Genomic DNA, 22,490 nt, shown 5'->3' on the forward strand with positions numbered 1-22,490 from the left:
ACCCGCAATGTCTTCCAGTCTTGCCTTTGGAAGGGCGCCATTCTGGGTTCGGGGAATTTCGATATGCCAATGCCATCCATTGCCGATCGCCATCTTGCGCTTGCGCCTTTTGCCGGGGGCGAGCGGCATGCTTTTCGGCCCAAGCGGCTGCAAGCCGTTCTTCTCGCGACTGCCGCAGTTTCGGCGCTTGGCGCAAGTCCGGCCTTTTCCGAAGGCGGGTTGCCGGTTGGCGCCAGCGTGGTGTCCGGAGCGGCCAGCATTGAAACGACGGGATCGGCCATGACCGTCAGGCAGGGCTCAAAGCGCGCCATCGTCAACTGGAACGACTTCAGCATCGGCCAGGGCAACAGAGTCGATTTCGTGCAGCCGGATGTGCATTCGGCGATCCTCAACCGCGTCACCGGCAACACCCGGTCCTCGATTGCCGGCGCGATGACCGGCAATGGTCAGGTCTTCCTCGTCAACCCCAATGGCATTGCAATCACGCCGACCGGGACGGTCAAAGTCGGCGGCGGTTTCGTTGCTTCCACACTCGATATCATCAATGACGACTTCATGTCCGGCAACATGGTGTTCCGCGGCAATGGCGCATCAAGCACGGTTTCCAATGAAGGCGTGGTCACGATCGGGCGCGGCGGTTATGCCGCGCTGATGGGCGGCAAGGTGAAGAACAGCGGGTTGATCGCGGTTCCCTATGGCAAGGCCGGGCTTGGCGCTGGCGAGGAGATCACACTTGATCTCTCCGGCGACGGTTTCATGCAGGTGGCCGTTCCATCCTCTCTCGTTGATGACGGCGAGGCGCTGGTCGAGAATTCCGGCAAGGTGACGGCCGAGGGCGGCGTGATCGTGATGAAGGCGGCAACGGCGCGGGTGGCGGCCCGCAATGCCGTCAATCTTTCCGGCGTCGCCAAGGCGCGCTCGGTTTCCGGCCGCAATGGCAAGATCACGCTCGGCGGCGGCGCGGGCGGCAAGGTCAAGGTTTCCGGCACGATCTCGACCCGCGCCCAGCAGGCCGAGCCGAAGACGACCAAAGGCGGCGCGATCGAAGTCACTGGGCTTGAGATTAATATCGATGATGCTGTCATCGACGCATCCGGCTATGGCGCGGGCGGCAAGGTGCGCATCGGCGGCGACTGGCAGGGCACCGGCGATATTCCGCATGCCGACATCCTGACGGTGAGCGCCGGCACGGTGATCAGCGCGGATGCTGTGAGCGAGGGCAATGGCGGCTCGGTGGTGCTGTGGTCGGATCACCGCACCGCGTTCGCTGGCCGGATCAGCGCCACCGGCGCGACCGGAACCGGCGGCGATGCCGAGGTCTCCGGCAAGGCGGTTCTTTCCTATACCGGTTTTGCCGATCTGACGGGCGCTTCAGGCTTCGGCTCGCTGCTGCTCGATCCCTATAATGTGACCATCTCGAACGCCGCGGACCAGACGTCTTCCGGCTTCACCGCTTCGGGTGATAACAGCGTCATCAATGTCACAACGCTGCAAAACGCGCTTGCCGGCGCCAATGTCACGGTTTCGACCGGCGCGGGCGGCAGCCAGGACGGCGACATCACCGTGGCCGATGCCGTGACGTGGAACTCGGGCTCCACGCTGACGCTCTCGGCCTATCGCAACATCGCCGTCAACGCCAGTCTTTCTGGCGGCACGGGATCCAGGATCGTGCTGCGCGCCGATAGCAGCGCCACCGGTAGCGGCACGGTCAGTTTCGGTTCCGGCATCACGGCAACCGCCGACGGCGGCGTTTCCCTCTATTACAATCCATCATCTTACAGCGCGCCGGTCGATTATGCGGCCAATGCGGGCGTCGGCACGACGCTGACGGCTTACATGCTGGTCAACACGCTCGACAATCTCCAGGCCATCAACGCCACCCCCGAAAGTCTCGCCGGCACCTATGCGCTCGGAAAGAACATCGACGCCAGCGCGACCGCCGGCTTGAATGACGGCGCAGGTTTCGAGCCGATCGGCACTTACCGTACCCGTTTCAAAGGCACATTTGATGGTGACGGGCATGTGATCACCGGGCTGACGATCAATCGCTCCGATACGGATTATGTCGGCCTGTTCGGATATGCCGGTTCCGGTTCGATCCTGCGCAATGTCGGCCTTGTGGGTGGCAGCGTTTCGGGCAGCGGCTATGTCGGTGGGCTGGCCGGGTACAATTATGGCAAGATCAGCAATGCCTATGCGACCGGCAGCGTTTCGGGCGGCAGCTACTATGTAGGCGGGCTGATCGGGTACAATTTTGATGGCAAGATCAGCAATGCCTATGCGACCGGCAGCGTTTCGGGCGGCAGCTACTATGTAGGCGGGCTGGTCGGGTTCAATGATGATGGCACGATCAGCAATGCCTATGCGACCGGCAGCGTTTCGGGCGGCGGCGATGTCGGCGGGCTGGTCGGGTTCAATAATGATGGCACGATCAGCAATGCCTATGCGACCGCTAGCGTTTCGGGCGACAGATATGTAGGTGGACTGGTCGGGTTCAATAATGATAGTGGCACGATCAGCAATGCCTATGCGAGCGGCAGCGTTTCGGGCGACTCATATGTCGGTGGACTGGTCGGGTTCAATGATTCTGACACGATCACAGCATCCTATTTCGATACGGACAAGACGAACCAGTCGAATGGCGTCGGCGGAGGCTCCGCTGCTGGCGTGACCGGCTTGACGACGGCCGAGGCACGCACGCAAGCCGGCTACACAGGCTTCGATTTCGACAACACCTGGTATCAGGCCGGCGATATGCGGCCGATCCTGCGCTCCGAAGCGGCCGCGTCCGTGGATGGGGTGATCACGGTTTCCAACCTGCACCAGTTGGCGCTGATGGGCGCCGATCTTTCCGCAAGCTACCGGCTTTCCGGCGATATTGATGCCAGCGCCACGGACGCCGCAGCCGACGATTACGATGCGAGCGGCATCTGGGGTGCTGGCGGCTTCGTGCCGATCGGCACGAGTTTCAGTTCGGCTTTCGCCGGCACGTTTGATGGTGACGGGCATGTGATCAGCGGGCTGGCGATCAATCGTCCCGATACGAGTTACGTCGGCCTGTTCGGGCTTGCAGATTCCAGGTCGATCCTGCGCAACGTCGGCCTTGATGGTGGCATCGTCACGGGCAACTTATATTTCGGCGGGCTGGTCGGGGTCAATGCTGGCACGATCAGCAATGCCTATGCGACCGGCAGCGTTATGGGCAGCGGCGACTTTGTCGGCGGGCTGGTCGGGTTCAATCGGGGTACGATCAGCAATGCCTATGCGACCGGCAGCGTTATGGGCCGCGGCGAATTTGTCGGCGGGCTGGTCGGGTACAATGAAGGGGGCACGATCAGCAATGCCTATGCGACTGGCATCGTTACGGGCAGCGGTAAAGCTGTCGGCGGGCTGGTCGGGTACAATGATGGGGGCACGATCAGCAATGCCTATGCGACCGGCAGCGTTGCGGGCGGCTCCAATGTCGGCGGGCTGGTCGGGTACAATGATGGAGGAACGATCAACAATGCCTATGCGACCGGCAGCGTTACGGGCGGCTACGATGTCGGCGGGCTGGTCGGGTACAATGATGCTGGCACGATCAGCAATGCCTATGCGACCGGTAGAGTTACGGGCAGCGGCTACTATGCCGGCGGGCTGGTCGGGTTCAATCGGGGTACGATCAGCAATGCCTATGCGACCGGCAGTGTTTCGTCCCCAGACCATGTCGGCGGACTGGTCGGCGGCACTCTTTCTGGCACGATCAGCTATGCCTATGCGACCGGCAGCGTCACGGGCGGCTCCTATGTCGGCGGGCTGGTCGGGTCCAATTCTGGTGCCACGATCACAGCATCCTATTTCGATACGGACACCACGAACCAGTCGAACGGCGTCGGCTCAGGCGACGGCGAAGTGACCGGGCTGACCACCGAAGAGTTTCAGGATACGGCTGAGTTCTACGCACGGGCTTTGGCCGCCGGCTGGAATTTCGAGACGGTCTGGGCGCCGCCGAGCGAAGGCTATTATCCGGAGCTCTACGCACTTTCCGATGTGGTCTTCGTCAAGACCGACGGCCAGACGATCACCTATGGCGATGCGCCGGGCACACTCACCTATAGCGTTTACGGTGGTCACAGCGGCGCGGGCGTTTTCGCGCCGACGCTGACAACGGATGCCACGGCGACATCCAATGTCGGCAGCTACGCCATCACCGGCCAATCGAGCCTTGTCGGCGATGACGGGATCATATACCGAACCGTCTACGGGCCCGGCGAAATCGAGATCAGCCCGCGCGCGATCACGGTCACGGCCGACGACACCTCCAAGATCTATGGCGATACGGCCAGCCTCAGCTACAAGGTGACGTCGGGCACGCTCGTCAACGGCGATACGCTTTCCGGCGCGCTTGCCAGCGATGGCGCGGCGGCAACCGCCGACGCCGCGGACTACCTCATCACCAGAGGCACGCTGGCCAACAGCAATTATGCGATATCGTTCGTGAACGGCAATCTGCAGGTCGACAAGGCCATATTGACGATTACAGCCAATGGCGGATCGATGGTCTATGGCAACGCCGTTCCGAACGATCTCGGTTACACGACAGGCGGCTGGAAAAACGACCAGACGAGCGCGCTTCTTTCCGGCGTGACGGTCGGCAGCGATGCGACCGGCACGTCGGATGTCGGCGCCGGCTATATCACCATCGCATCGGGCGGCATGCTTTCAGGCGATGCGGCGGGCAATTACGCGTTCGATTATGTGAATGGCAGTTTCGCGGTGACCCCGCGGGCGCTCGTCGTAACGGCTTCGGACGCATCGAAGACCTACGGCGATGCCTTCACGCCGACGCAGTTCGCCGTCACCGGCCTCGTCAATGGCGACCAGGTGGATGCGGTCACGCTGACAAGCGCGGGCGCTGCGGTCGCCGCCAATGCCGGCAGCTATGACATTATCGCCGCCAACGCCACGGGCTCGGGCCTTTCCAACTATGCGATCAACTATGTCGACGGCACGCTGACGGTCGCAAAGGCCAAGCTGACAGTAACGGCCGATAATGGCGCGATGATCTACGGCGATGTTGTGCCGACAATCGGCTATTCAGTCAGCGGCTGGAAGAACGGACAGGGCGACGCGCTTTTGACCGGGGTGAACGTTGCCACGGATGCGACCTCGACCTCCAATGTCGGCAACGCTTATGCCACGATGGCCGCTAGCGGGAATCTGACCGGCGCGGCTTCGGGCAATTACACGTTGGAACATGTGAACGGCAGTTTCGCTGTGACCCCGCGGGCCCTGACAGTGACGGCATCGGATGCGGTCAAGACCTATGGCGATACGGCTAGCCTGACCGGCTTCACCACCACCGGGCTCGTCAATGGCGACAGCGTCGCCGCCGTTTCCGAAAAGAGCCTGGGCGCGGACGCAGAGGCTGATGCCGGCGTCTACGACATCATTGCCAGCGCCGCGACGGGCACGGGTCTTTCGAACTACGACATCAGCTACGGCATGGGCACGCTGACGGTCGACAAGGCGGCGCTGACGGTCACGGCCGATAACGGCTCGATGATCTACGGCGATGCCGTGCCCATGATCGGTTACGCGGTTTCGGGCTGGAAGAACGGCCAGAATGGATCGCTTCTTTCCGGGGTTGTCGTGACGACGGATGCGACATCGTCTTCCGATGTCGGGACCGGCTATAGCACCGCCGCTTCCCGGGGCGCGCTTTTGGGTGCCGCGGCGGGCAATTACGACATCAGCTATCAGGACGGGTCGATGACAGTCGAGCGCCGTGCGATCACGGTTGCGGCCAATGCTGGTGCCAAGACCTATGGCGATCTCGGCCTGTTGACCTACACGGTCGGCGGGATGGGTCTTGCCAATGGCGACAGGCTTTCAGGCAAGCTGGAGAGCGACGGCCAAGCCATGCTGGCGAATGTCGGTTCTTATGCCGTCACCCAGGGTTCGGTGACAGACGCCTTCAACCGCAATTATGCAATCAGCTATCGTGCAAATACGCTCGCCGTCACGCCGCGGCCGATCACCCTGACTGCCGACGATGCCGTCAAGCAGCTTGGCACGCAGGCAGGCGTCCTGGGCTGGCAGGTCACGGCAGGCAATCTCGTCGATGGCGGCGCATCGCTGAACGGCAGTCCCGCAAGCCGCGGCGCACCGTCCTCCGCGACGGTCGGCACCTACGCTATTACCGCAGGCAGTCTCACGGACGCCGAAAATCCCAACTATGCCATCACATTTCTGCCGGGCCAGTTGGAGGTGCTGCCGGTTCTGGCGCCGTCGGCTCCTGCTGGCGGCGTTCCGCTTCCCGGCCAGCAATTCGACCCGTACACGCTTGCCGGCGGGTCGCTTCAGGAGGCGCTCTTTGCCGACAACATCAATCCGCCGGGAACGCTGATCGTCACCGATCAATCCCCCATTTCCAATGCCGCCTGCGATGCAGGGCCGCAAGTCCTTTTCATATGCCCATAGACCTCGCGGAGCTTAAATATCAACGGCTCTGATCTGCGGGCAAGCAAAGAATGCTGGAGTGACTTCCCATGCGAATTTCCAGGATCGCCGTTCTTTTGGCCGGTACGCTCATCCTAGGCGCGCTCCAGTCTCACGGGACAAATGCGCAAACGGCAGGCCAAGTCGTTGAACCTTCCTACGCCCCGCCCGTCATTCGAGAATGGGGGGGCGGGCTGACATTGCCGCAATTGGCGGGACAGGAAGCGCCGGAAGGCGCGGATCAGCTGTTCGTAACGCCCTCGGGCCTCGATATAGAGGGCGGGTTTCCAGCGCTTGCCGGCGAGACCGCCCGCATCGAGGCGGAGTTCGCCGACAAGCGCGTCAGCGCCGCCGACCTGTTCCAGGCCGCAAACGAGCTGGAGCTTGCCTATATTCGTGCCGGCTATCCGCTGGTGCGGGTGTCGCTGCCGCCGCAGACGATCGAGGACGGGCAGGAACTGAAGCTGGTGGTCAGTTCCGGCTATGTCGAGGGCGTTGACGCATCGGCGCTGCCGCAAAACGTAGAGCGCCGTGTGGATGCCGTCATGGCGCCGCTGGTCGATGCCGAGAATCCGAGCGACAAGGAGATCGAACGCCGTTTGCTGCTGGCGGGCGATACGCCTGGTCTCGACATGAAATCCACCCTCAGGCGTGGCGATACGCCCGGCGGCACGCTGATTGAGATTTCCGGGCGCTACGATCCTGTGACCGGTTTCATCGGCGTTGCCAACGACCTGACCGAAGAACTCGGCGATTACTCCTTGAGCGCCGGCGTCAACTTCAACAATTTGCTGGGCCTCGGCGAGGTCGGTTATCTGCAGATCGGCGGTTGGCCGGGCTTTTCGGAAGGCAACTTCTTCTCAGAAGATCCGCGTAACCGCCAGATTGTGGCGGGCTTTACCCTGCCAATAGGAACGGATGGTGTCTGGCTCAATGTAGAAGGCGTTGACAGCCGCACGCGGTCTGAGACCGGTCTCGGCTATGACCTGCCCGATCATTACCAGCGGCTTTCGACCAATATTGGCTATGACTGGCTGAGAAACCGCGCCGCCAACGCGTCGACCACCATCAGCTTCGATGTCATCGATGAAGAACAGACATTCCGCGCGCCGGGGCTGACCACGCCGTTCACACTCGATCGGCTCCGGGTAATCCGGCTGACCCAGTCCGGCGACTATGTCTTTACCTCCGGCGCAACGGTTGCGGGCTCGGCGACGCTGTCGCTTGGTCTTGACGGGCTCGGCGCTTACCAGCCGACCGTGGCACTCCCGATGTCGCGCGACGGAGCGGAGCCGGACTTCCAAAAGCTGACGGCAGAAGGCAGTTATCTTCAGCCGCTTGGCGAATTGTTCAATCTGTCGCTCACGGCCAAGGCCCAGACCTCGTTCGGACAGCCGCTGGCCTCATCGGAACAGATGGGCCTCGGCGGCCTCAACTGGGTTTCAGCCTATATGGTAAGCGAGATCGAGGCGGATAGCGGCGCAGCCATGCGCGCCGAGTTTGTCTACCCGACCACGTTCCGCCCGTTTGAAGCTCATTCCGAACTCGCGGTCTCGGCCGCCCCTTACGTGTTTGCAGCCGGCAGCATCGCCAAACTTCAGCAACCGACCGTGCTCGAAGACGAAATTACCCGCGCCGGCACTTTCGGCCTCGGCATTCGCTTCGCCGCCGCCGAAATCGGCAGTTCCTATGACGGCAGCCTGACGCTCGAATACGCCCACGGCGCCAGCAGTGCCGACGGACAGGCCAATCGCTTTAATCTTAGCTTCGTTAGCCGGTTCTGAGCGGCCATTCTCGACTTGCCCTTCAAACGGAGAGGTGGCTCAGCTTGTTTGAACAGTTTCGGGCGTCTTGTTAAGTGGATTTCCGCCTCGATTATGCTGCCAGTATTATCGGTACCAGCCCGCGGGCGTCTTTGACGGGAACGAGATCGCACCCTTTATGAAGACTGGTGGTCAACTTCGAGTATGTCCAGGGAATAGCGATCCGACAGCGCGTCATCCCTCAAATGGCATTCCAGATTGGCAATGCAATCCGTCAGGAATGGCGCGGCGCTTCCGCTGCGGGCAATCGCCGAAAGGCCGAAGGCGCCAAATTTGTCGATATCCGCCCCCGAGCAATTGCCGATCTGGGTCACGACACGGCTCATCGCGACCCGCGGAACCGAGAGTACGCCGTGTCCGGTTTCCAGCAAGCTAGCGTAGCTGTGATCCCATGGCCCGATGACGCAGCCGATCAGCGGCGGGTCATGACGCACCATCATGTGAAACCCCATCGTCATAACGTTCGGACCGGTGCGACCGTTCGTTGTCACCAGAAGAACCGGCCCCGGCTCGATCAACCGAAAGCTCTGCCCTCGATCGATCTCATGCATGGCATCACTCCTTGGCAAAGAGCCGCCGCCGGTGCGAGCCGGCGGCGGTGGTAACTCACCAGCCCTGTTCGGTGGGCATGATGAACATTTCCGACATGTCCATGCGCTCTGGTGCCTTCAGGGCGAAGAGGATGGCGGCGGCGATGTCTTCGCCTTCCAGATAGGTCATGCTGGCGGCGAGATCGTCCATCTGTTTGCGGTAGCCCGGATCGCTGATCTGTTCGTAAAGCTCGGACTTGACCGCGCCGGGCTGAATGCTGGTGACGCGGATGTTGTGCTTGGGCGCAAGTTCCATGCGCATGCCATCCGACAGGGCCGCAACCGCCGCCTTGGTTGCACAATAGACAGACAGGCCGGCAAACACCTTGCGCCCCGCAATCGAGGAAAGGTTGAACACATGGCCCGATTTCTGCGCGATCATCTGCGGCAGCACAGCAGCCGAGACATTGAGCACGCCGGTGATGTTCACATCGACCATGCGCTGCCATTCGTCTGTCTTGAAACTGTCGATGTCCGACAAGGGCATCAGTCCGGCATTGTTGACCAGCACGTCGATCCGCCCATGGGCCGTGATCAGCGTGTCGGCTGCCTTTTTGCACGAGGCCATGTCCGTCACATCGGTTTCAAGCGCGATGGCACTGCCACCGTTTCCTTCGATTTCCGTGGCGAGCGCATCGAGCCTGTCGCGCCGGCGTGCAGCGAGCCCGACAATGACGCCTTCTGCGGCCAGCTTGCGTGCGGTTGCCGCGCCGATACCACTGGAAGCGCCGGTAACGAGGGCGACCTTGTTCTTGATGTCCATGTCTTTTCTCCGTCTGTGGTCCCGAAGGGCCGTGAATGACGTGAAAAGACCTAGAGATTTTATCCCCGCCGCGCGTTCGCACTCTTGCAGAGACTGTCGCGATTTTGCGCAAATCTCACATGGCGCGATAGGCCGTGGGGCTCAGGCCCGTGTTTTTCCGGAAGACCTGGGAGAAATGTCCGGGACTGTCATAGCCCACGGCCATGGAGATTTCGATCACGGGCATCGTAGTTTCGCGAAGCAGCGACTTTGCCTTTTCGACCTTGCGCGCCATGAACCAGCGTGAAGGAGACTGGCCCGTGGTGTTGCGAAAGGCGCGGCTGAAATGGAACCGGCTCATTGCACAGAGTTCCGCAAGGACATCAAGGTCGAACTTGTCTGCAAGGTGCGCGTCCATATGGGCTAACACGCGTCGCAGCAGCCAGGCGGGCAATCTGGCTTGGGAGCGCCCCCGCACCGCGCTGTGTTCAGAAAAGTTGCGCAGCAAATGTACGCAGAGCCCCCTTGCCAGACTTTGCACGAAATAGGCATTCCCGTCCGGGCCGCGCCGAAGCTCATCCGCCAGCGCTGCAAGAATGACGGCGACAAGCGGATCGTCCCCCGCTGAGATATCCCGCAGCCGCGTTGCCGAAAACTTCAACCCAAGCGACTCGGCAGCCGCCTCCATCAATGCGTGGCCCGGATAGAGTTGCAGCACCTCGAACGGGCGGTCATCCGACGTCCGCCAGCGCATGTGATAGGGCTCATCGGCATGGGTCAGGTAGAAAGCGCCCTCGCGCACCCTGGCGCCAATCCAGTCGCCATCCGGGTCGCGTTCCTCGACGAAGGCCTCACCTGACAGAATATAGACCACGAGCGGTTCCGCGACGGCTGGAACCAGAATTTCCTTTTCCTGAGCGGGACGGGAGAATATCTGGGCATCGAGATCGCGCCAGGCATCGCCACTTCCCTGAGCGATTTTTCTACCGGGGAGATAGTTTTCCAGCCCGGCGCCCGAACTGCGGACGAGGTGAGCGTAAATCCGCTGTTCTGTCATTTTGTCGTTCTCGAGGTCAAAAAGGAATCCTCCAGTATAGGAAAGGTCGATTGTTGCCTCACCATGATATATGGCGTCGACCGCACCATTTCCGCCCACGAGGGGCGTGCGGATGCTGCGCACGGCGTTCGGCCCGGGCATCGCCCGGTTTCTGCAAGACGCCTTCGTCGTCGAGGTGATGCTGAACCCGGACGGGCGTATCTGGATCGATCGACGGTCCGAAGGGTGGAGGACACGGGCGAGCATCCGTTGCTCTCGATTGACCTGCTGCTCGGTACCTGACTGGGAACAGCCATTCTGGCCTCACCCTGAAAGCGTCGGGCACATCGGCCCACGGTTTCCCGGTGCGAAAGTGCCAGAGGATTGAGCCTAACAGATATCATATAGCTACCGGATAGCTATCCGACAGCAAATTGTTACCGACAAAGGGTACTCGTCAGCTATGAGATGCCATACTGCTTCGCCTCTGAACCGCTTCAGATTTCGTGTGCGGCGATGATGGCGTCGGAGATGCTGGCGATGCTTTCCTTGCTTTGCATCGATCGGTCGCGGATGCGCTTGTAGGCTTCCGTTTCCGAGATCGATCTGCTTTCCGCCAGGATCTGCACCGCCCTTTCGATCTTGCGGCGGGCCTTCAGGGTCTCGTCCAGCGATTTCACCCGCTTTTGCAACCGGGATTCGTGCCGAGCCAGGCTGATGGCCGTTGTCAGGGCCGCCAGCACCCCGAACAGGCGGATCGGCTTTGACAGCACGCCATGAACGTGCAGACGTTCGAGTTCTGCCAGAATTTCGGGCGTTTCGAACGAGATGATGCCGATGCGGGCGATATTCTCCGCCGACGCCATCCACGATATCGCGCCCTTGTCGTGAATCCGGTTGACCAGAAACAGCACGACATCCGCCTCTCCCGGCAATGAGGAGGGCGCGGGCCACATGCTTTCGACCTGACAGCCGATCCGCCTCAGATGCGCCAGAAACATTTCGCGTTCGGCGTCATCCGGGTGGATCACGAGAACGCGCATGCGCCGCAGGCGGCGCAGCAGTGTGTCATTGCGAAGCGGCAGTTCATCGCTCATGCGCCTGCGTGCTCCACGATCGAGCGGTCATAGCCGACGAGATAGGGGTCCGGGCGGATGACGCTCGCGCCGCGCCAGACGATGTCGAATGTGCCAGCCCGCGTGGCCCGGCCAATCAGCGGGCGCAAAGAGGCATGATTGGTTTCCGTGTCGAGGAACAGATCGCCCGCCGGCCCCTTGAGCACGGCGCCGGAAAGCGCGGAGAGCAACGCATCCGTCTCGTCCGAACCTGCCTGGCGAACCGCGTCGGCAAACATGTGAACCTGCGAATAGCAGACTTCGCTGTAGACGCCCGGCTCTTCATCCGCGCCGAAACGTTCGAGAAAGCCGCGCCGGAAGGCATCGTTTGCGGGAACATTCAGGGTCGAGAAGTAGGAGGTGACCGAGATATGTCCTGCACGTGCGGCAGGCTGCATCGCCGCAAGCTCCGACTCCGTCGCGGTCAGGGAGGCAATTGGCAGTTGCCCGCCCTCAAGCCCCTGCGCGGCAAAGGCGTTATAGAGCGTCACGCTGTCCTCGCCGACCACGGTGGAGATGATCGCGTCGGCCTGCGACGGATCGAGACGCGACAGGACGACGCCGAAATGATCCGCGCTCGCGCCGATCGGCAGATAGGTTTCCAGCACGGTTTCTCCGCCGCTTTCGGCCAGAAACTCGGTCACGATCCGGTTGACCTCGCGGGCATAGAGCGTGTCCGAACCAATCAGCACGATGCGTCTGCCCTCGTGCTCGAACAGATATTCGAGCAGCGGCAGGACGACCTGGTTCGGGACCGCCCCGCCATAAACGACATTGGGCGAATATTCGAAGCCTTCGTAAACCGATGGATAGAACAGAATGCCGTTGAACCTTTCGATAACGGGCAGAACCGCCTTCCGGCTGGTCGAAAGGCAGGCCCCGAATATAACATTGACGCGGTGCTTCACGAGCAGTTCCGTCGCCAGAGATGCATAATGTTCGTCCGAGCCTGCGGGATCAAGCAGGATAGGATCGAGCATCCGTCCGAGAACACCGCCTGCCGCGTTGATTTCCTCGCAGGCCAGCAGAATGCCCTTGGTATGAGCGTTTTCGGTGACGGCCATCGGCCCCGAGCGTGAAAACAGCACGCCGATCTTCAATCCTTTCGCGCTCACATCCGATCCTTTCCGTTGATCCGGCGATCCATCAGCCCGGCAATTGCAAGCAATTCCTCGTCCTGGCCCGGCCGCCCCATCAGCATCATGCCCACGGGCAGCCCGGAAACAGGGTTTGGCACCGGGATCGTGACCGATGGAAGCCCGGCGAGATTGCCGATCCAGCAGAACCAGGTCATGCTATCCTGCGTCGTGACCCTGCGACAACCAAAGACCTGCCAGTCTTCACCGGCGACGGGCGCCACGACAGGCAATGCCGGCAGGACGAGTGCATCCCATTCGCCGAGCGATTGCAAGAGCAGCTCCATGAAATGCGTCCGTATGGCCTGGGCCTTCAGGAACTCCTCGGCGGTCAACTGGCTTCCGGCCACCAGATGCGCGCGCGTCACCGGCGAAAATCCCGCCGGGTTTAAAGCCATCCGCTGACGGTGATAGGCCATTGCCTCACAATGAAGGATCGTTTCCCACGCGGCGAAATAGCTTTGAACCTGCGTGATCTCGGCTGCCGGAACGTCAAGGCCGCTCTGCGCCAGAGCAGCCTGAAGCGCCATCTCCACCTCATCGGAGCGCTCAAGGCCCGCGCCTGTCAGCGCGACCAGTTTCGGGCTGGCCACAGGTTCGACGGATCGCATGGGGGAAGCGGCGAACGTCGAGGGGTCGGCGCTGTCCCTGCCGAGGAAGAATGGCAGAAGATATCTGATATCATCAAGCCTTGCCGAAAGCGGCCCCGGCGCATCGAGCGACCAGCTCAGCGCCAGAACGCCTTCGCGCGATGCCCGGCCATAGCCCGGTTTGAAGCCGTATATGCCGCAGGCGGCGGCGGGAATGCGCACGGAACCGCCAGTGTCGCTGCCGAGCGCGGCTGCGACAATTCCCGAGGCGACGGCGGCAGCCGAACCGCCGCTGCTGCCGCCCGTGATCCGGTCCCTGTCATGCGGGTTTTTCGTGGGGCCGAAGGACGAGGTGCCATTCGTCGCGCCATAGGCCCATTCATGCATATTGGTCTTGCCGAAGATCACCGCGCCGCCAGCGCGAAGGTTCGCAACCACCGTTGCGTCGCGTCCACAGGCCTCTGCGGGAAGTGCGTGCGAGCAGGCCGTGGTCGGGTAGTCCCGCGTCAGGTAATTGTCCTTGACGGCGATGGGAACGCCATCGATCGGGCTTGACGGCCTGCCCGCCTTGCGGCGGCGGGTGGCGGCTTCTGCCTGGGCAAGCACGATATCGGGATCGAGCGCGACGAAGGCATTCAGATCCCTGTTGGCGGCTTCCCTTTCCAGCGCCCGTTCGGCCAGCGTCACCGGCGTTTGTGCGCCATCGGCCAGCGCCGCGATCTGGCCGGCAAGGCTTGCGAGATCATAATTCATCGAAAATCTCCGGACTGAACAGGCTGGCGGGTTCTTTCGGCTGGTCCGCCTCAAAGCGCCTCAGCCCCGCGCGAATCCGCTTCAGTGTGGCCTCTATCCGGTCGCGCTGGTCCTGCGACAATTCGTCGGTCCTGTTGCTCATCTCAGACCCCCAGAAGCTCTTGCTGCAACGCCTTGTCGGCTTCCAGGGTTGCCCGGTCGGTTTCCAGCCGGATGGCCCCTTTTTCCATGACATAGGCGCGGTTTGCGATCGACAGGCAGAAATCGAGATCCTGCTCCGCAACCAGAATGGCGATGCCGCGTTCGGCGTTGATCCGTTTGAGAACGCCAGCCATTTCATCGATGATCGACGGCTGGACACCTTCGGTCGGCTCGTCGAGCAGCAGCACCGCCGGACGGATCGCAAGCGCCCGGGCAAGCGCGAGCACCTGCTGCTGACCGCCCGAAAGGCCGCCCGCAAGGTCATGGGCTTTCGGCTTCAGCATCGGAAAATCGGCAAGCGCTTCGGCAATGGCCGTCTTGCCGTCATGGCCGTTGCTGGCGGCTGCGACCGCGATATTCTCGATGACGGTCATGCGCTCAAAGACATAGCGGCCCTGTGGTACATAGCCGAGACCGGTCTTCGCCCGTTTCGCCGATAATGGCGGCGCGACACGGCCGTCGATTTCGACCGTGCCGCCCATTGGCGGGATCAACCCAGTGGCGTAGCGCATCAGGGTCGATTTGCCGACGCCGTTTCTGCCCAGGAGCGCCACGATCTCGCCGCTGCCGACTTCGAGTGAAACATCGCGGACAATGACCGTCTTGCCATATCCGCCGGTCGCATTGCTGATCCTAAACATGCTCGCGCCTTCCCAGATAGATATCCAGAACCCGGTCGTCGCCGCGCAGCGTATCGATATCGCCCTCGGCAAAAAACTCGCCCTGATGCAGAACCGTGACGTGGCCTTCGAGCGTGCGCACGAATTCCATGTCATGCTCGACCACGATCACGGTCGTGAATTTCGAAAGCGTGCGCACGAGGCCGGAGAGTTCCCGCGTTTCTTCATTGGTCATCCCCGCCGCAGGCTCGTCGAGCAGGACGACGCGCGGCGCAAGACACAGCACCATGCCGATATCCAGCCATTGCTGCTGCCCGTGCGACAGCACTGAGGCCATCACGCCGGACTGGGCCTCAAGCCCGAGCATGGCGATAACCTTTGCCGCGATAGCACTGGCCTGCTCCCGGCTCCGCACCCTGGCATAGGCGGCGATCCTGAGGTTTTCGCGCGTCGAAAGATCGGCGAAAACCTGCGGCTTCTGGTTCTTGACGCCCATGCCGGCATGAACGCGCCGGAAAATCGGCGCACGGGTGATATCGTCATCGCCGATGATGACCGAGCCGCCTTCCGGTGCATAAACACCCACGCAGGTTTTCAGAAACGAACTCTTGCCCGCTCCGTTAGGCCCGATCAGGGAAAATGGTTGGCCGGGTGCAAAGGCGAGCGAGACATTGTTGACGGGAATGACGCCGCCGAAACGCTTGAACAGCTTTTCGGTTTTCAACGGCTTGGCCGGTCCGGCCTGTCGCTCCGCCTCCGTCAGGATCTGTTCGAGTTCGCCGGTGTCGATCGCGACCGCACCGGCATTGCGCACCGCCTCATTGGGGTCCGGCAGCCGTGATGCCCAGAGCTGGCCAATCGCGCCCAGAACGCCGTTTTTCAGGAACAAAACTAGCAGGATCAGCACGATGCCGAGGATCAGCGTCGTCTGGCCGCCGACCGCGCCGCCGCCCAGCCAGAAGGAAAGTCCGCCGATCAAAAACGCGCCAACGAACGGCCCGGCAAGGGTACCAAGACCGCCGACCAGAACATAGATCGGGACCAGAAGCGCTTCCTGAACCGAAAAGATCGAGGGGTTGAGATAATTGGCCCATCCGGCAAACAGCGCGCCCGCGAGACCGGCAAGGCCCCCGGACCAGGCGAAATTCAGAACCTGATAGCGGCGAACATCATAACCGAGCAATTCCGTCTTCTGGATATCGAGGCGGATGCCATCGATGACCTTGCCGAACGTGCCGGTCATCAATTTGCGCGTGGCGAAATAGGCAAGCGCCGACACCACAACGACGAACATGAAGCCCGCCTGCGGTCCAAGCGCCTCGGCTCCCTTTCCGAAACCGGGCACGAAACCGGGAATATTCGACATGCCATTGTCGCCGCCGATGACGGCGGACCCGATCGTGAGTTTGAAGGACTGGCTGACGGACCACAAAAGCAGGGTGAACGTGTAGGAAAGGATCGTGGCCTGAAGCGGACCCATGCGGGCGTAAAAGATGATCCAGCCGAGAGCGGCGGCGACCAGCGCGCCAAACAGCGCCCCCGCAGGCAGGCTCCACAGGATGGAATGCCCGGTCATATCGGCAAGGTTGACGGCGACGAGACTGCCGAAATAGCCGCCAAGCCCGTAAAAGGCGGTCTGGGCAAGGCTGAGAAAACCGCCGCGGCCCCACACGATATCCAGACTGAGGCTGAGAAGACCGAAGATCACCCAGGATGTCGCGACATAGGCAAGATAGGGGTCGATGATGCTGCCTGCGGCCAGCGTGAGGGCCGTTGCGACAAGAGGAAAGACCGTTCCCGCGCGCGCGTAAAGGGTTTGTGAAAATGACATGAAGCGCCTCACAGCTTACGGCGCCACCTGGCCGAGATCCCGAGCGGGAACAGCCAGAGCAGAGCAGCGGTGATCAGGAAGAAGAAGATGTCGCCAGCGACCGAGGTGAGGAAGCTCGCCGTGATCGACGCGCCGCCACCCAGCCCGATCGCGGTCAGGACGGACCCCGTAAGCGTGACGGGACCGGCCACCACGACGGTCAGGAATGCCTTGATGACGAAGGCGAAGCCCATGGAGGGCGTGGCGGGAACGATCGGCAGCAGCACGGCGCCCGCAAAACCGGCAAGGCCGCAACCGATCGAGAAGGTCAGCGTATTGATCCGCGCGGCTTCAATGCCGATGGCCCGCGCCATTTCCGGCTGCTGGATCGAGGCACGCGCCTTCATGCCGTAGACAGTGCGGGTCATCAGAAGATAGACGAAAACCGCCATCAGCGCGGCGACGCCGATCATCAGCAGCGGATAGCCGGCAAGGCTGTAATCGCCGATCCTGATATTGTACTGCGGCATGCCGATGCCCGGCGTCACCGTCCCGAAAATCAGCACGGCGAGCTGATAGAAGACGATGGAAATGCCCCAGGTCGCCAGCATCGTATCGAAAATCCGGCCATAAAGCCGGTTGATGATCAGGATTTCGACCACGGCGCCGATTGCCATGGTGACGGCGACCGCTATCGGGATCGAAAGAATGAACGGAACGCCCATCTGCGTTGCCTTCAGGGCCGAATAGGCCCCGATCATGAGGAATTCCCCATGGGCCAGGTTGATGACGCCCATCAGCCCGAACACCACCGCAAGACCGATGGTGGCGATGAGCAGAATGGATGCGCTTGAAAGCGACGACAGCAGAACCGTCGCCAGATAGTCGATACTCATGGAGGTCTCCCGAAATCTGAGCCTGCCGGGCGGAAAAGATCGCCTTTCCCGCCCGCCGCGCATTGCGCCGGTCAGTTGCCTTCAGGTGAGAAATGCTCGACCAGATCGGGGTTTGCGATCAGATCGCATTTCTCGTTTTCATAGACCGGGGCGACGTCGGCGAAGGTCTCGAGAACGGTAAAGCCGTGGTTCGCGTCACCCTCGACGATATAGATGTTTTGTCGAAGATGGTGCGAACCGGGTTCGAGCATCACCGTGCCGTTCGGGGCCTCATAGGACAGCCCGCTTTCGAGCGCGGCGATTACGGCATCATTATCGCTCGTGCCTGCCTTTTCGACGGCGGCGGCCCAGAGCTGAACCGCGTTCCAGGTGTCCACCGCCTCCGAGATGATCGGTTCCTTGTTGCCATATCTGGCTGTCCAAAGTTCGATGAAATCGGCATTGGCGGGGTTGTCGACGACCTGGAAATAGCCCTGATTGGCGATCAGACCTTCACCGGCGGCGGGGGAAACGACGACCTGCTGATTGCCCGATCCGTAATTGGTGGAGACCACGCCGATCTCGTCCTTCAGACCGGCGGCGGCGAACTGTTCGAGAAAGCCGGTCTGGTTTGCGCCGACGGGCAGCGCCACGACGAAATCGGGTCTGGCGGCCTGGATTTTCTGGATGGTCGGCGCGTAATCGGTAACGGTGAGCGCGAGAATGTCCTCGCCAACCACTTCCGCGCCGAGTTGTTCGGCATATTCGTTTATCCAGTGCGCGGAAATGGTCCCGAAATTATAGTCGGGGGCCATGATGAAGATCTTCTTGCCGTATTTCTCGACCGCCCAGTCGATCAGCACGGAAAGCTGCTGCGAGGCGGAAGGCCCGGTCACAAAGGTCTGCTTGTCGCAGGCGCCGCCCTCATAAAGGGAAGGGTAGAAATAAGGAATATCGGCTTTGCGGATGATCGGGCGGATGGCCTCGCGCGATGAACTGGTCAGCCCGGCAAAAAGCGCGTCGACGCGATCCCTGAGGATCGCGGTATTGGCGTACTGGGTATATTTCGACTGTTCGGACTGGGCGTCATAGGAGACGACCTCGACCGGCTCTCCCAGAACCCCGCCCTTGGCATTGATGTCCTCTACGGCGAGCTGGAGTGCATTCATCTGCTGAATGCCGTAAATGTTCAGACCGCCGGTCAGATCGAAGATCGCGCCGATCTTTGTTTCGGCATAGGCGGCCTGCGCGGCCATAACCGCAATGGCCGCAACACCGTATCGAATGAATGGATGAGAGTTCATGATGGGTTCCCGTTCTCTGGATTAGAGCTGAACACCCGATCATGTGTGCCTTGAAAGCACAAAACGACGCACACGAGACGGAATGTCCAGCGACGTCGCTTTTGGATTTGATGTGCACCGATGCACCTTTAAAAGGTATGACTTCATCGATTGCGTGTCAAGATAGCGCAATGCGGATGCGTAAAGGCCATGTTTCCTATGAAAACCTTCAAAGGCGACAGCCCCTGAAAAGAAAGGCATCTCAACGTTCGCCCCTGCCTCGTTCTTCGGTTTCGGCGACGGCGACGAAACGGGACCGTTCAGTTCAGCGAGAGATGCTTTCTCCCGAATTGGAGGTTGATGATGAGTGAGGTTGCCGCCTGATATTTGCAGGAGATGCCGTCGCGTTGTGCTCGGTTCATCAGAACCATCTTTGAAATTGGACCGGAACATGGACGCTCTGTCTTGCAGGTCTTCAAAATGTCTGCAGGTTGGCTGACACGTTGAATGCGTATATCACGCTCGCGGAACGCTCGAGTCGCAAAGCTATGCACAACAACAATCAGAATATCGTCTACCGTCTCGTCACAGCCTTCGGGGCCTGGGGGATCGTAACATTTGCAAGACTTCTGACCGCAGTGCAGCCGTTCTGGCAAGGGGCAGATCCGACGCGGCAGAAGACATGTGTCTATTTTGCCAATCATGTCAGCCATGGTGACTTCGTGCTGATCTGGGCGACGCTGCCAAAGCGTCTTCGTTATCGCACCCGTCCGGTTGCCGGCGCGGATTACTGGCGCAAGAACCGGCTGCGGCGGTTTATCGGTGAAGGCATATTCAACAGCGTGCTGATTGCGCGCACGCCGCAGGCTCACGGCAGCCATCCGATCGCGCAGATGACCGAGGCCTTGGACGAGGGTGCATCACTGATCGTCTTTCCCGAAGGAACCCGCAACTTGAACGATACGGATCTGCTCGCCTTCAAATCGGGCCTTTTCCGGCTGGCCCAGGCCAGACCGGAGATTGAACTGGTACCGGTCTGGATCGACAACCTCAACCGTGTTCTGCCAAAAGGGGCTTTTGTGCCGGTACCGCTGATGTGCCGGGTGGTCTTCGGCGCACCGCTGGTTTTGCAGGATAACGAAACAAAACCGGATTTCCTCGATCGTGCGCGAAAAGCGCTGCTCGCCTTGCGTCCCGGCGTGGAGAAACCCTAATGTCCGAGATTCATCATGACCTGCTGCGCGTTTTCATCGGTATCGGTGGCGTACTGATTTTCGCATCTGCGATCGGTTTTGTGCTGCAGCGACGGCTGTCACCCAATGGCGAAAACGAGGCCATCGAAAACCTGAACGACCGTATTCGTGCCTGGTGGGTCATGGCGATAACGCTGTCGATCGCCTTTCTGGCCGGCCGCACCGGCGTCATCATTCTGTTTGCCGTCTGCTCCTTCGCCGCCTTGCGTGAATTCATGACCCTGACCAATACCGTCAGGGCTGATCATCGCACGCTGGTTGCGGTGTTTTTCGTCGTCCTGCCCGTGCAGTTCTATCTGATCTGGATCGGTTGGTACGGTCTGTATTCGATCTTCATTCCGGTCTATGTATTCTTGCTGTTGCCGATTGTCTCGGCGCTTGCGGGGCGCACGGAGGACTTTCTGACCCGTGTCGCCGAGATGCAGTGGGCGCTGATGATCTGTGTTTTCTGCGTCTCGCATGTACCCGCGCTGGTGAACCTGAAAATCCCCGGCTACGAGGGGCAGGGCGTGCTTCTGATCGCCTATCTTGTCATCGTGGTTCAGCTGAGCGATGTCCTTCAATATGTCTGGGGCAAGCTGATCGGGCGGCACAGGATTGCTCCCAACCTGTCTCCTTCCAAGACGGTGGAGGGGTTTATCGGCGGCATTTTGTCGGCGACGCTTGTCGGTGCGGGGCTGTGGTGGATGACGCCGTTCTCACCCGTTGAATCCGGCCTGATGAGCCTGTTGATCACCGTGATGGGCTTTTTGGGCGGACTGGTCATGTCGGCGATCAAGCGCGACCGCGGCGTCAAGGACTGGGGGCACACGATTGCGGGGCATGGCGGCTTTATCGATCGCCTCGATTCCGTGATTTTCGCTGCGCCGTTCTTTCTCCACGTTACCCGCTACTACTGGGGTGTTGCGTGAGCATTCTGAAAAACAGCGCCGTTCACGTGGCCGTTGCCTTTGTCGCGATGGGAAGCTGGGCCGTCTATGTCAACCGTGCCTATCCGATGCCCGCGCCGCTTGTTGCGGGGCTCAGCCAGGGCATGGCATCAGCAGTGATCACGCTGTTTCTCAAACGCATGATCGAATTCACGGGAAAGGCACTTAATGGCCTTGCCTCACTAGTTGTACCGCCGGCCGCTGCAGCCCTTTGTTCGCTGATCATCCTGCTCACCATACATACGCTGTCGCATACGCCGGACATTCTCGCCACGATTGCCCTGCCGCTTTCTGTGACCACGGTCTATGCCTGTGCCTACAATTTTCTAAACTGGAGACGCTCCGATGGCAGAAGAACCTGAAAACCGCCGGCCTCTTTCCAGTCGCAACACGGGCTGGGCCAGAAAGGTCGCACGCTGGCTGGCAGCGACGTCGGTAACACCCAACCAGATTTCGATGGCGGGCATGGTGGCGGCGTTTGCGTCGGGTCTGAGTTTCTGGTGTTCCTCTCTATTGCCCGGACAATGGGCTTTTCTGCTGATGGCTGCGCTGTTTTGCCAGCTGCGTCTGTTGTGCAATCTTTTCGATGGCATGGTGGCCATCGAAGCCGGACGCGCTGCGCCCGATGGCGGCTTCTGGAACGAGTTTCCCGACCGAGTATCGGACCTCCTGATCATTGGCGGTATGGCGCTTGCCACCGGCAGTCCCGATCTGGGCTGGGCCGCAGTCAGCTTTGCGTTCCTGACAGCCTATGTGCGGGAGCTGGGTGTTAACTGCGGCACGCCGGCGGATTTCGCCGGACCCATGGCCAAACAGCATCGCATGGCAGTGGTGACCGCCGCAGCTGTGATTTCAGCTTTTGAACGACTTTGGGGCGGTCGTGGTGAGATCCTTGAGGCCGCTCTTTGGATTATCGCCATAGGCGCGGCCCTGACCGCGCTGCGCCGGTCGTGGCGTCTCGTTTTGCGGTTGCGCAACCGTGGAACACGGCCTGAACGTTATTTGTGAGGAGCTTAACGGCGTTTCCCGCAGATCCTCTCCTTGGCTAATGGAGAATGCGTGTGTTCACGCTATTTCCGGCGATTTCGGTCGTTTCGGAGCCTCGTTCGGAGAATTCTTAATCCGAACTGCCAACCCTTTTCCGTTCCCACCACGCGCAACCAACCAAAAAACGCAATCAGTGCTACAATGGGCAAAGGCTGTATCAGTGCAATCAAAACATGCCTATGTGCGGGATCTACAGCTGGCGATCTC

Annotated in this window: 17 protein-coding genes; 6 read left to right on the forward strand and 11 right to left on the reverse strand. The window is 60.8% G+C overall.

From position 1 onward, the window contains the following. The first annotated feature begins 63 nt into the window (after positions 1–63). Together ABID12_RS20025 and ABID12_RS20030 are read left to right on the forward strand one after the other, a co-directional pair. Positions 64–6,462 carry an MBG domain-containing protein gene (locus ABID12_RS20025; RefSeq protein WP_354435828.1) on the forward strand — a complete coding sequence of 2,133 codons (6,399 nt, stop codon included), beginning with the start codon at positions 64–66 and terminating at the stop codon, positions 6,460–6,462. A gap of 68 nt (positions 6,463–6,530) precedes the next feature. Continuing rightward, positions 6,531–8,264 carry a ShlB/FhaC/HecB family hemolysin secretion/activation protein gene (locus ABID12_RS20030; protein WP_354435829.1) on the forward strand — a complete coding sequence of 578 codons (1,734 nt, stop codon included), beginning with the start codon at positions 6,531–6,533 and terminating at the stop codon, positions 8,262–8,264. Between the two features lie 155 nt (positions 8,265–8,419). On the opposite strand, the gene ABID12_RS20035 is transcribed toward ABID12_RS20030, so the two are convergent. The 11 genes from ABID12_RS20035 to ABID12_RS20085 form a co-directional block, all read right to left on the reverse strand. Further along, on the reverse strand, positions 8,420–8,854 hold the full coding sequence (locus tag ABID12_RS20035; RefSeq protein ID WP_354435830.1) for a flavin reductase family protein: 435 nt from the start codon (positions 8,852–8,854) through the stop codon (positions 8,420–8,422). A gap of 55 nt (positions 8,855–8,909) precedes the next feature. Then, positions 8,910–9,656: an SDR family oxidoreductase gene (locus ABID12_RS20040; protein WP_354435831.1), complete on the reverse strand. Its 747-nt coding sequence runs from the start codon at positions 9,654–9,656 to the stop codon at positions 8,910–8,912. A 115-nt stretch (positions 9,657–9,771) separates the two neighbouring features. Next, entirely contained in the window at positions 9,772–10,833 is a 1,062-nt protein-coding gene (locus tag ABID12_RS20045; protein ID WP_354435832.1) for a helix-turn-helix domain-containing protein, read from the reverse strand. A 335-nt stretch (positions 10,834–11,168) separates the two neighbouring features. Continuing rightward, positions 11,169–11,768 (reverse strand): ANTAR domain-containing response regulator, encoded by a 600-nt coding sequence (locus ABID12_RS20050; protein ID WP_354435833.1) that lies wholly within the window; start codon positions 11,766–11,768, stop codon positions 11,169–11,171. Beyond that, on the reverse strand, positions 11,765–12,901 hold the full coding sequence (locus tag ABID12_RS20055; RefSeq protein WP_354435834.1) for a transporter substrate-binding domain-containing protein: 1,137 nt from the start codon (positions 12,899–12,901) through the stop codon (positions 11,765–11,767). Before ABID12_RS20055 ends, ABID12_RS20050 begins: the two co-directional genes overlap by 4 nt. Continuing rightward, complete coding sequence (locus tag ABID12_RS20060; RefSeq protein ID WP_354435835.1) at positions 12,898–14,265, reverse strand: amidase; 1,368 nt, start codon at positions 14,263–14,265, stop codon at positions 12,898–12,900. The genes ABID12_RS20055 and ABID12_RS20060 overlap by 4 nt, the downstream gene beginning before the upstream one ends. Then, the gene (locus tag ABID12_RS20065) at positions 14,255–14,407 is read right to left on the reverse strand and encodes a hypothetical protein (protein ID WP_354435836.1); all 153 of its coding nucleotides are present in this window, start codon (positions 14,405–14,407) and stop codon (positions 14,255–14,257) included. Before ABID12_RS20065 ends, ABID12_RS20060 begins: the two co-directional genes overlap by 11 nt. 1 nt (position 14,408) lies before the next feature. After that, on the reverse strand, positions 14,409–15,107 hold the full coding sequence (locus ABID12_RS20070; RefSeq protein ID WP_354435837.1) for an ABC transporter ATP-binding protein: 699 nt from the start codon (positions 15,105–15,107) through the stop codon (positions 14,409–14,411). Further along, positions 15,100–16,917 carry a branched-chain amino acid ABC transporter ATP-binding protein/permease gene (locus tag ABID12_RS20075; protein WP_354435838.1) on the reverse strand — a complete coding sequence of 606 codons (1,818 nt, stop codon included), beginning with the start codon at positions 16,915–16,917 and terminating at the stop codon, positions 15,100–15,102. Before ABID12_RS20075 ends, ABID12_RS20070 begins: the two co-directional genes overlap by 8 nt. Before the next feature lie 8 nt (positions 16,918–16,925). After that, on the reverse strand, positions 16,926–17,792 hold the full coding sequence (locus ABID12_RS20080) for a branched-chain amino acid ABC transporter permease (protein WP_354435839.1): 867 nt from the start codon (positions 17,790–17,792) through the stop codon (positions 16,926–16,928). Between the two features lie 71 nt (positions 17,793–17,863). Further along, complete coding sequence (locus tag ABID12_RS20085) at positions 17,864–19,075, reverse strand: urea ABC transporter substrate-binding protein (protein WP_354435840.1); 1,212 nt, start codon at positions 19,073–19,075, stop codon at positions 17,864–17,866. A gap of 527 nt (positions 19,076–19,602) precedes the next feature. On the opposite strand from ABID12_RS20085, the gene ABID12_RS20090 reads away from it, so the two are divergent. Genes ABID12_RS20090 through ABID12_RS20105 form a run of 4 tightly spaced genes read left to right on the forward strand, consistent with a single transcriptional unit; the run spans position 19,603 to position 22,244 of the window. Next, positions 19,603–20,268: a lysophospholipid acyltransferase family protein gene (locus ABID12_RS20090; protein ID WP_354435841.1), complete on the forward strand. Its 666-nt coding sequence runs from the start codon at positions 19,603–19,605 to the stop codon at positions 20,266–20,268. Further along, entirely contained in the window at positions 20,268–21,218 is a 951-nt protein-coding gene (locus tag ABID12_RS20095; protein WP_354435842.1) for a phosphatidate cytidylyltransferase, read from the forward strand. The genes ABID12_RS20090 and ABID12_RS20095 overlap by 1 nt, the downstream gene beginning before the upstream one ends. After that, positions 21,215–21,598 carry a hypothetical protein gene (locus tag ABID12_RS20100; RefSeq protein ID WP_354435843.1) on the forward strand — a complete coding sequence of 128 codons (384 nt, stop codon included), beginning with the start codon at positions 21,215–21,217 and terminating at the stop codon, positions 21,596–21,598. Before ABID12_RS20095 ends, ABID12_RS20100 begins: the two co-directional genes overlap by 4 nt. Beyond that, a complete protein-coding gene (locus ABID12_RS20105) occupies positions 21,582–22,244 on the forward strand; it encodes a CDP-alcohol phosphatidyltransferase family protein (protein WP_354435844.1) in 663 nt (220 codons plus the stop codon). The genes ABID12_RS20100 and ABID12_RS20105 overlap by 17 nt, the downstream gene beginning before the upstream one ends. Positions 22,245–22,490: the final 246 nt, after the last annotated feature.

It is taken from the genome of Martelella mangrovi, from assembly GCF_040545495.1.
GTDB classification, from domain to species: Bacteria; Pseudomonadota; Alphaproteobacteria; order Rhizobiales; family Rhizobiaceae; genus Martelella; species Martelella mangrovi.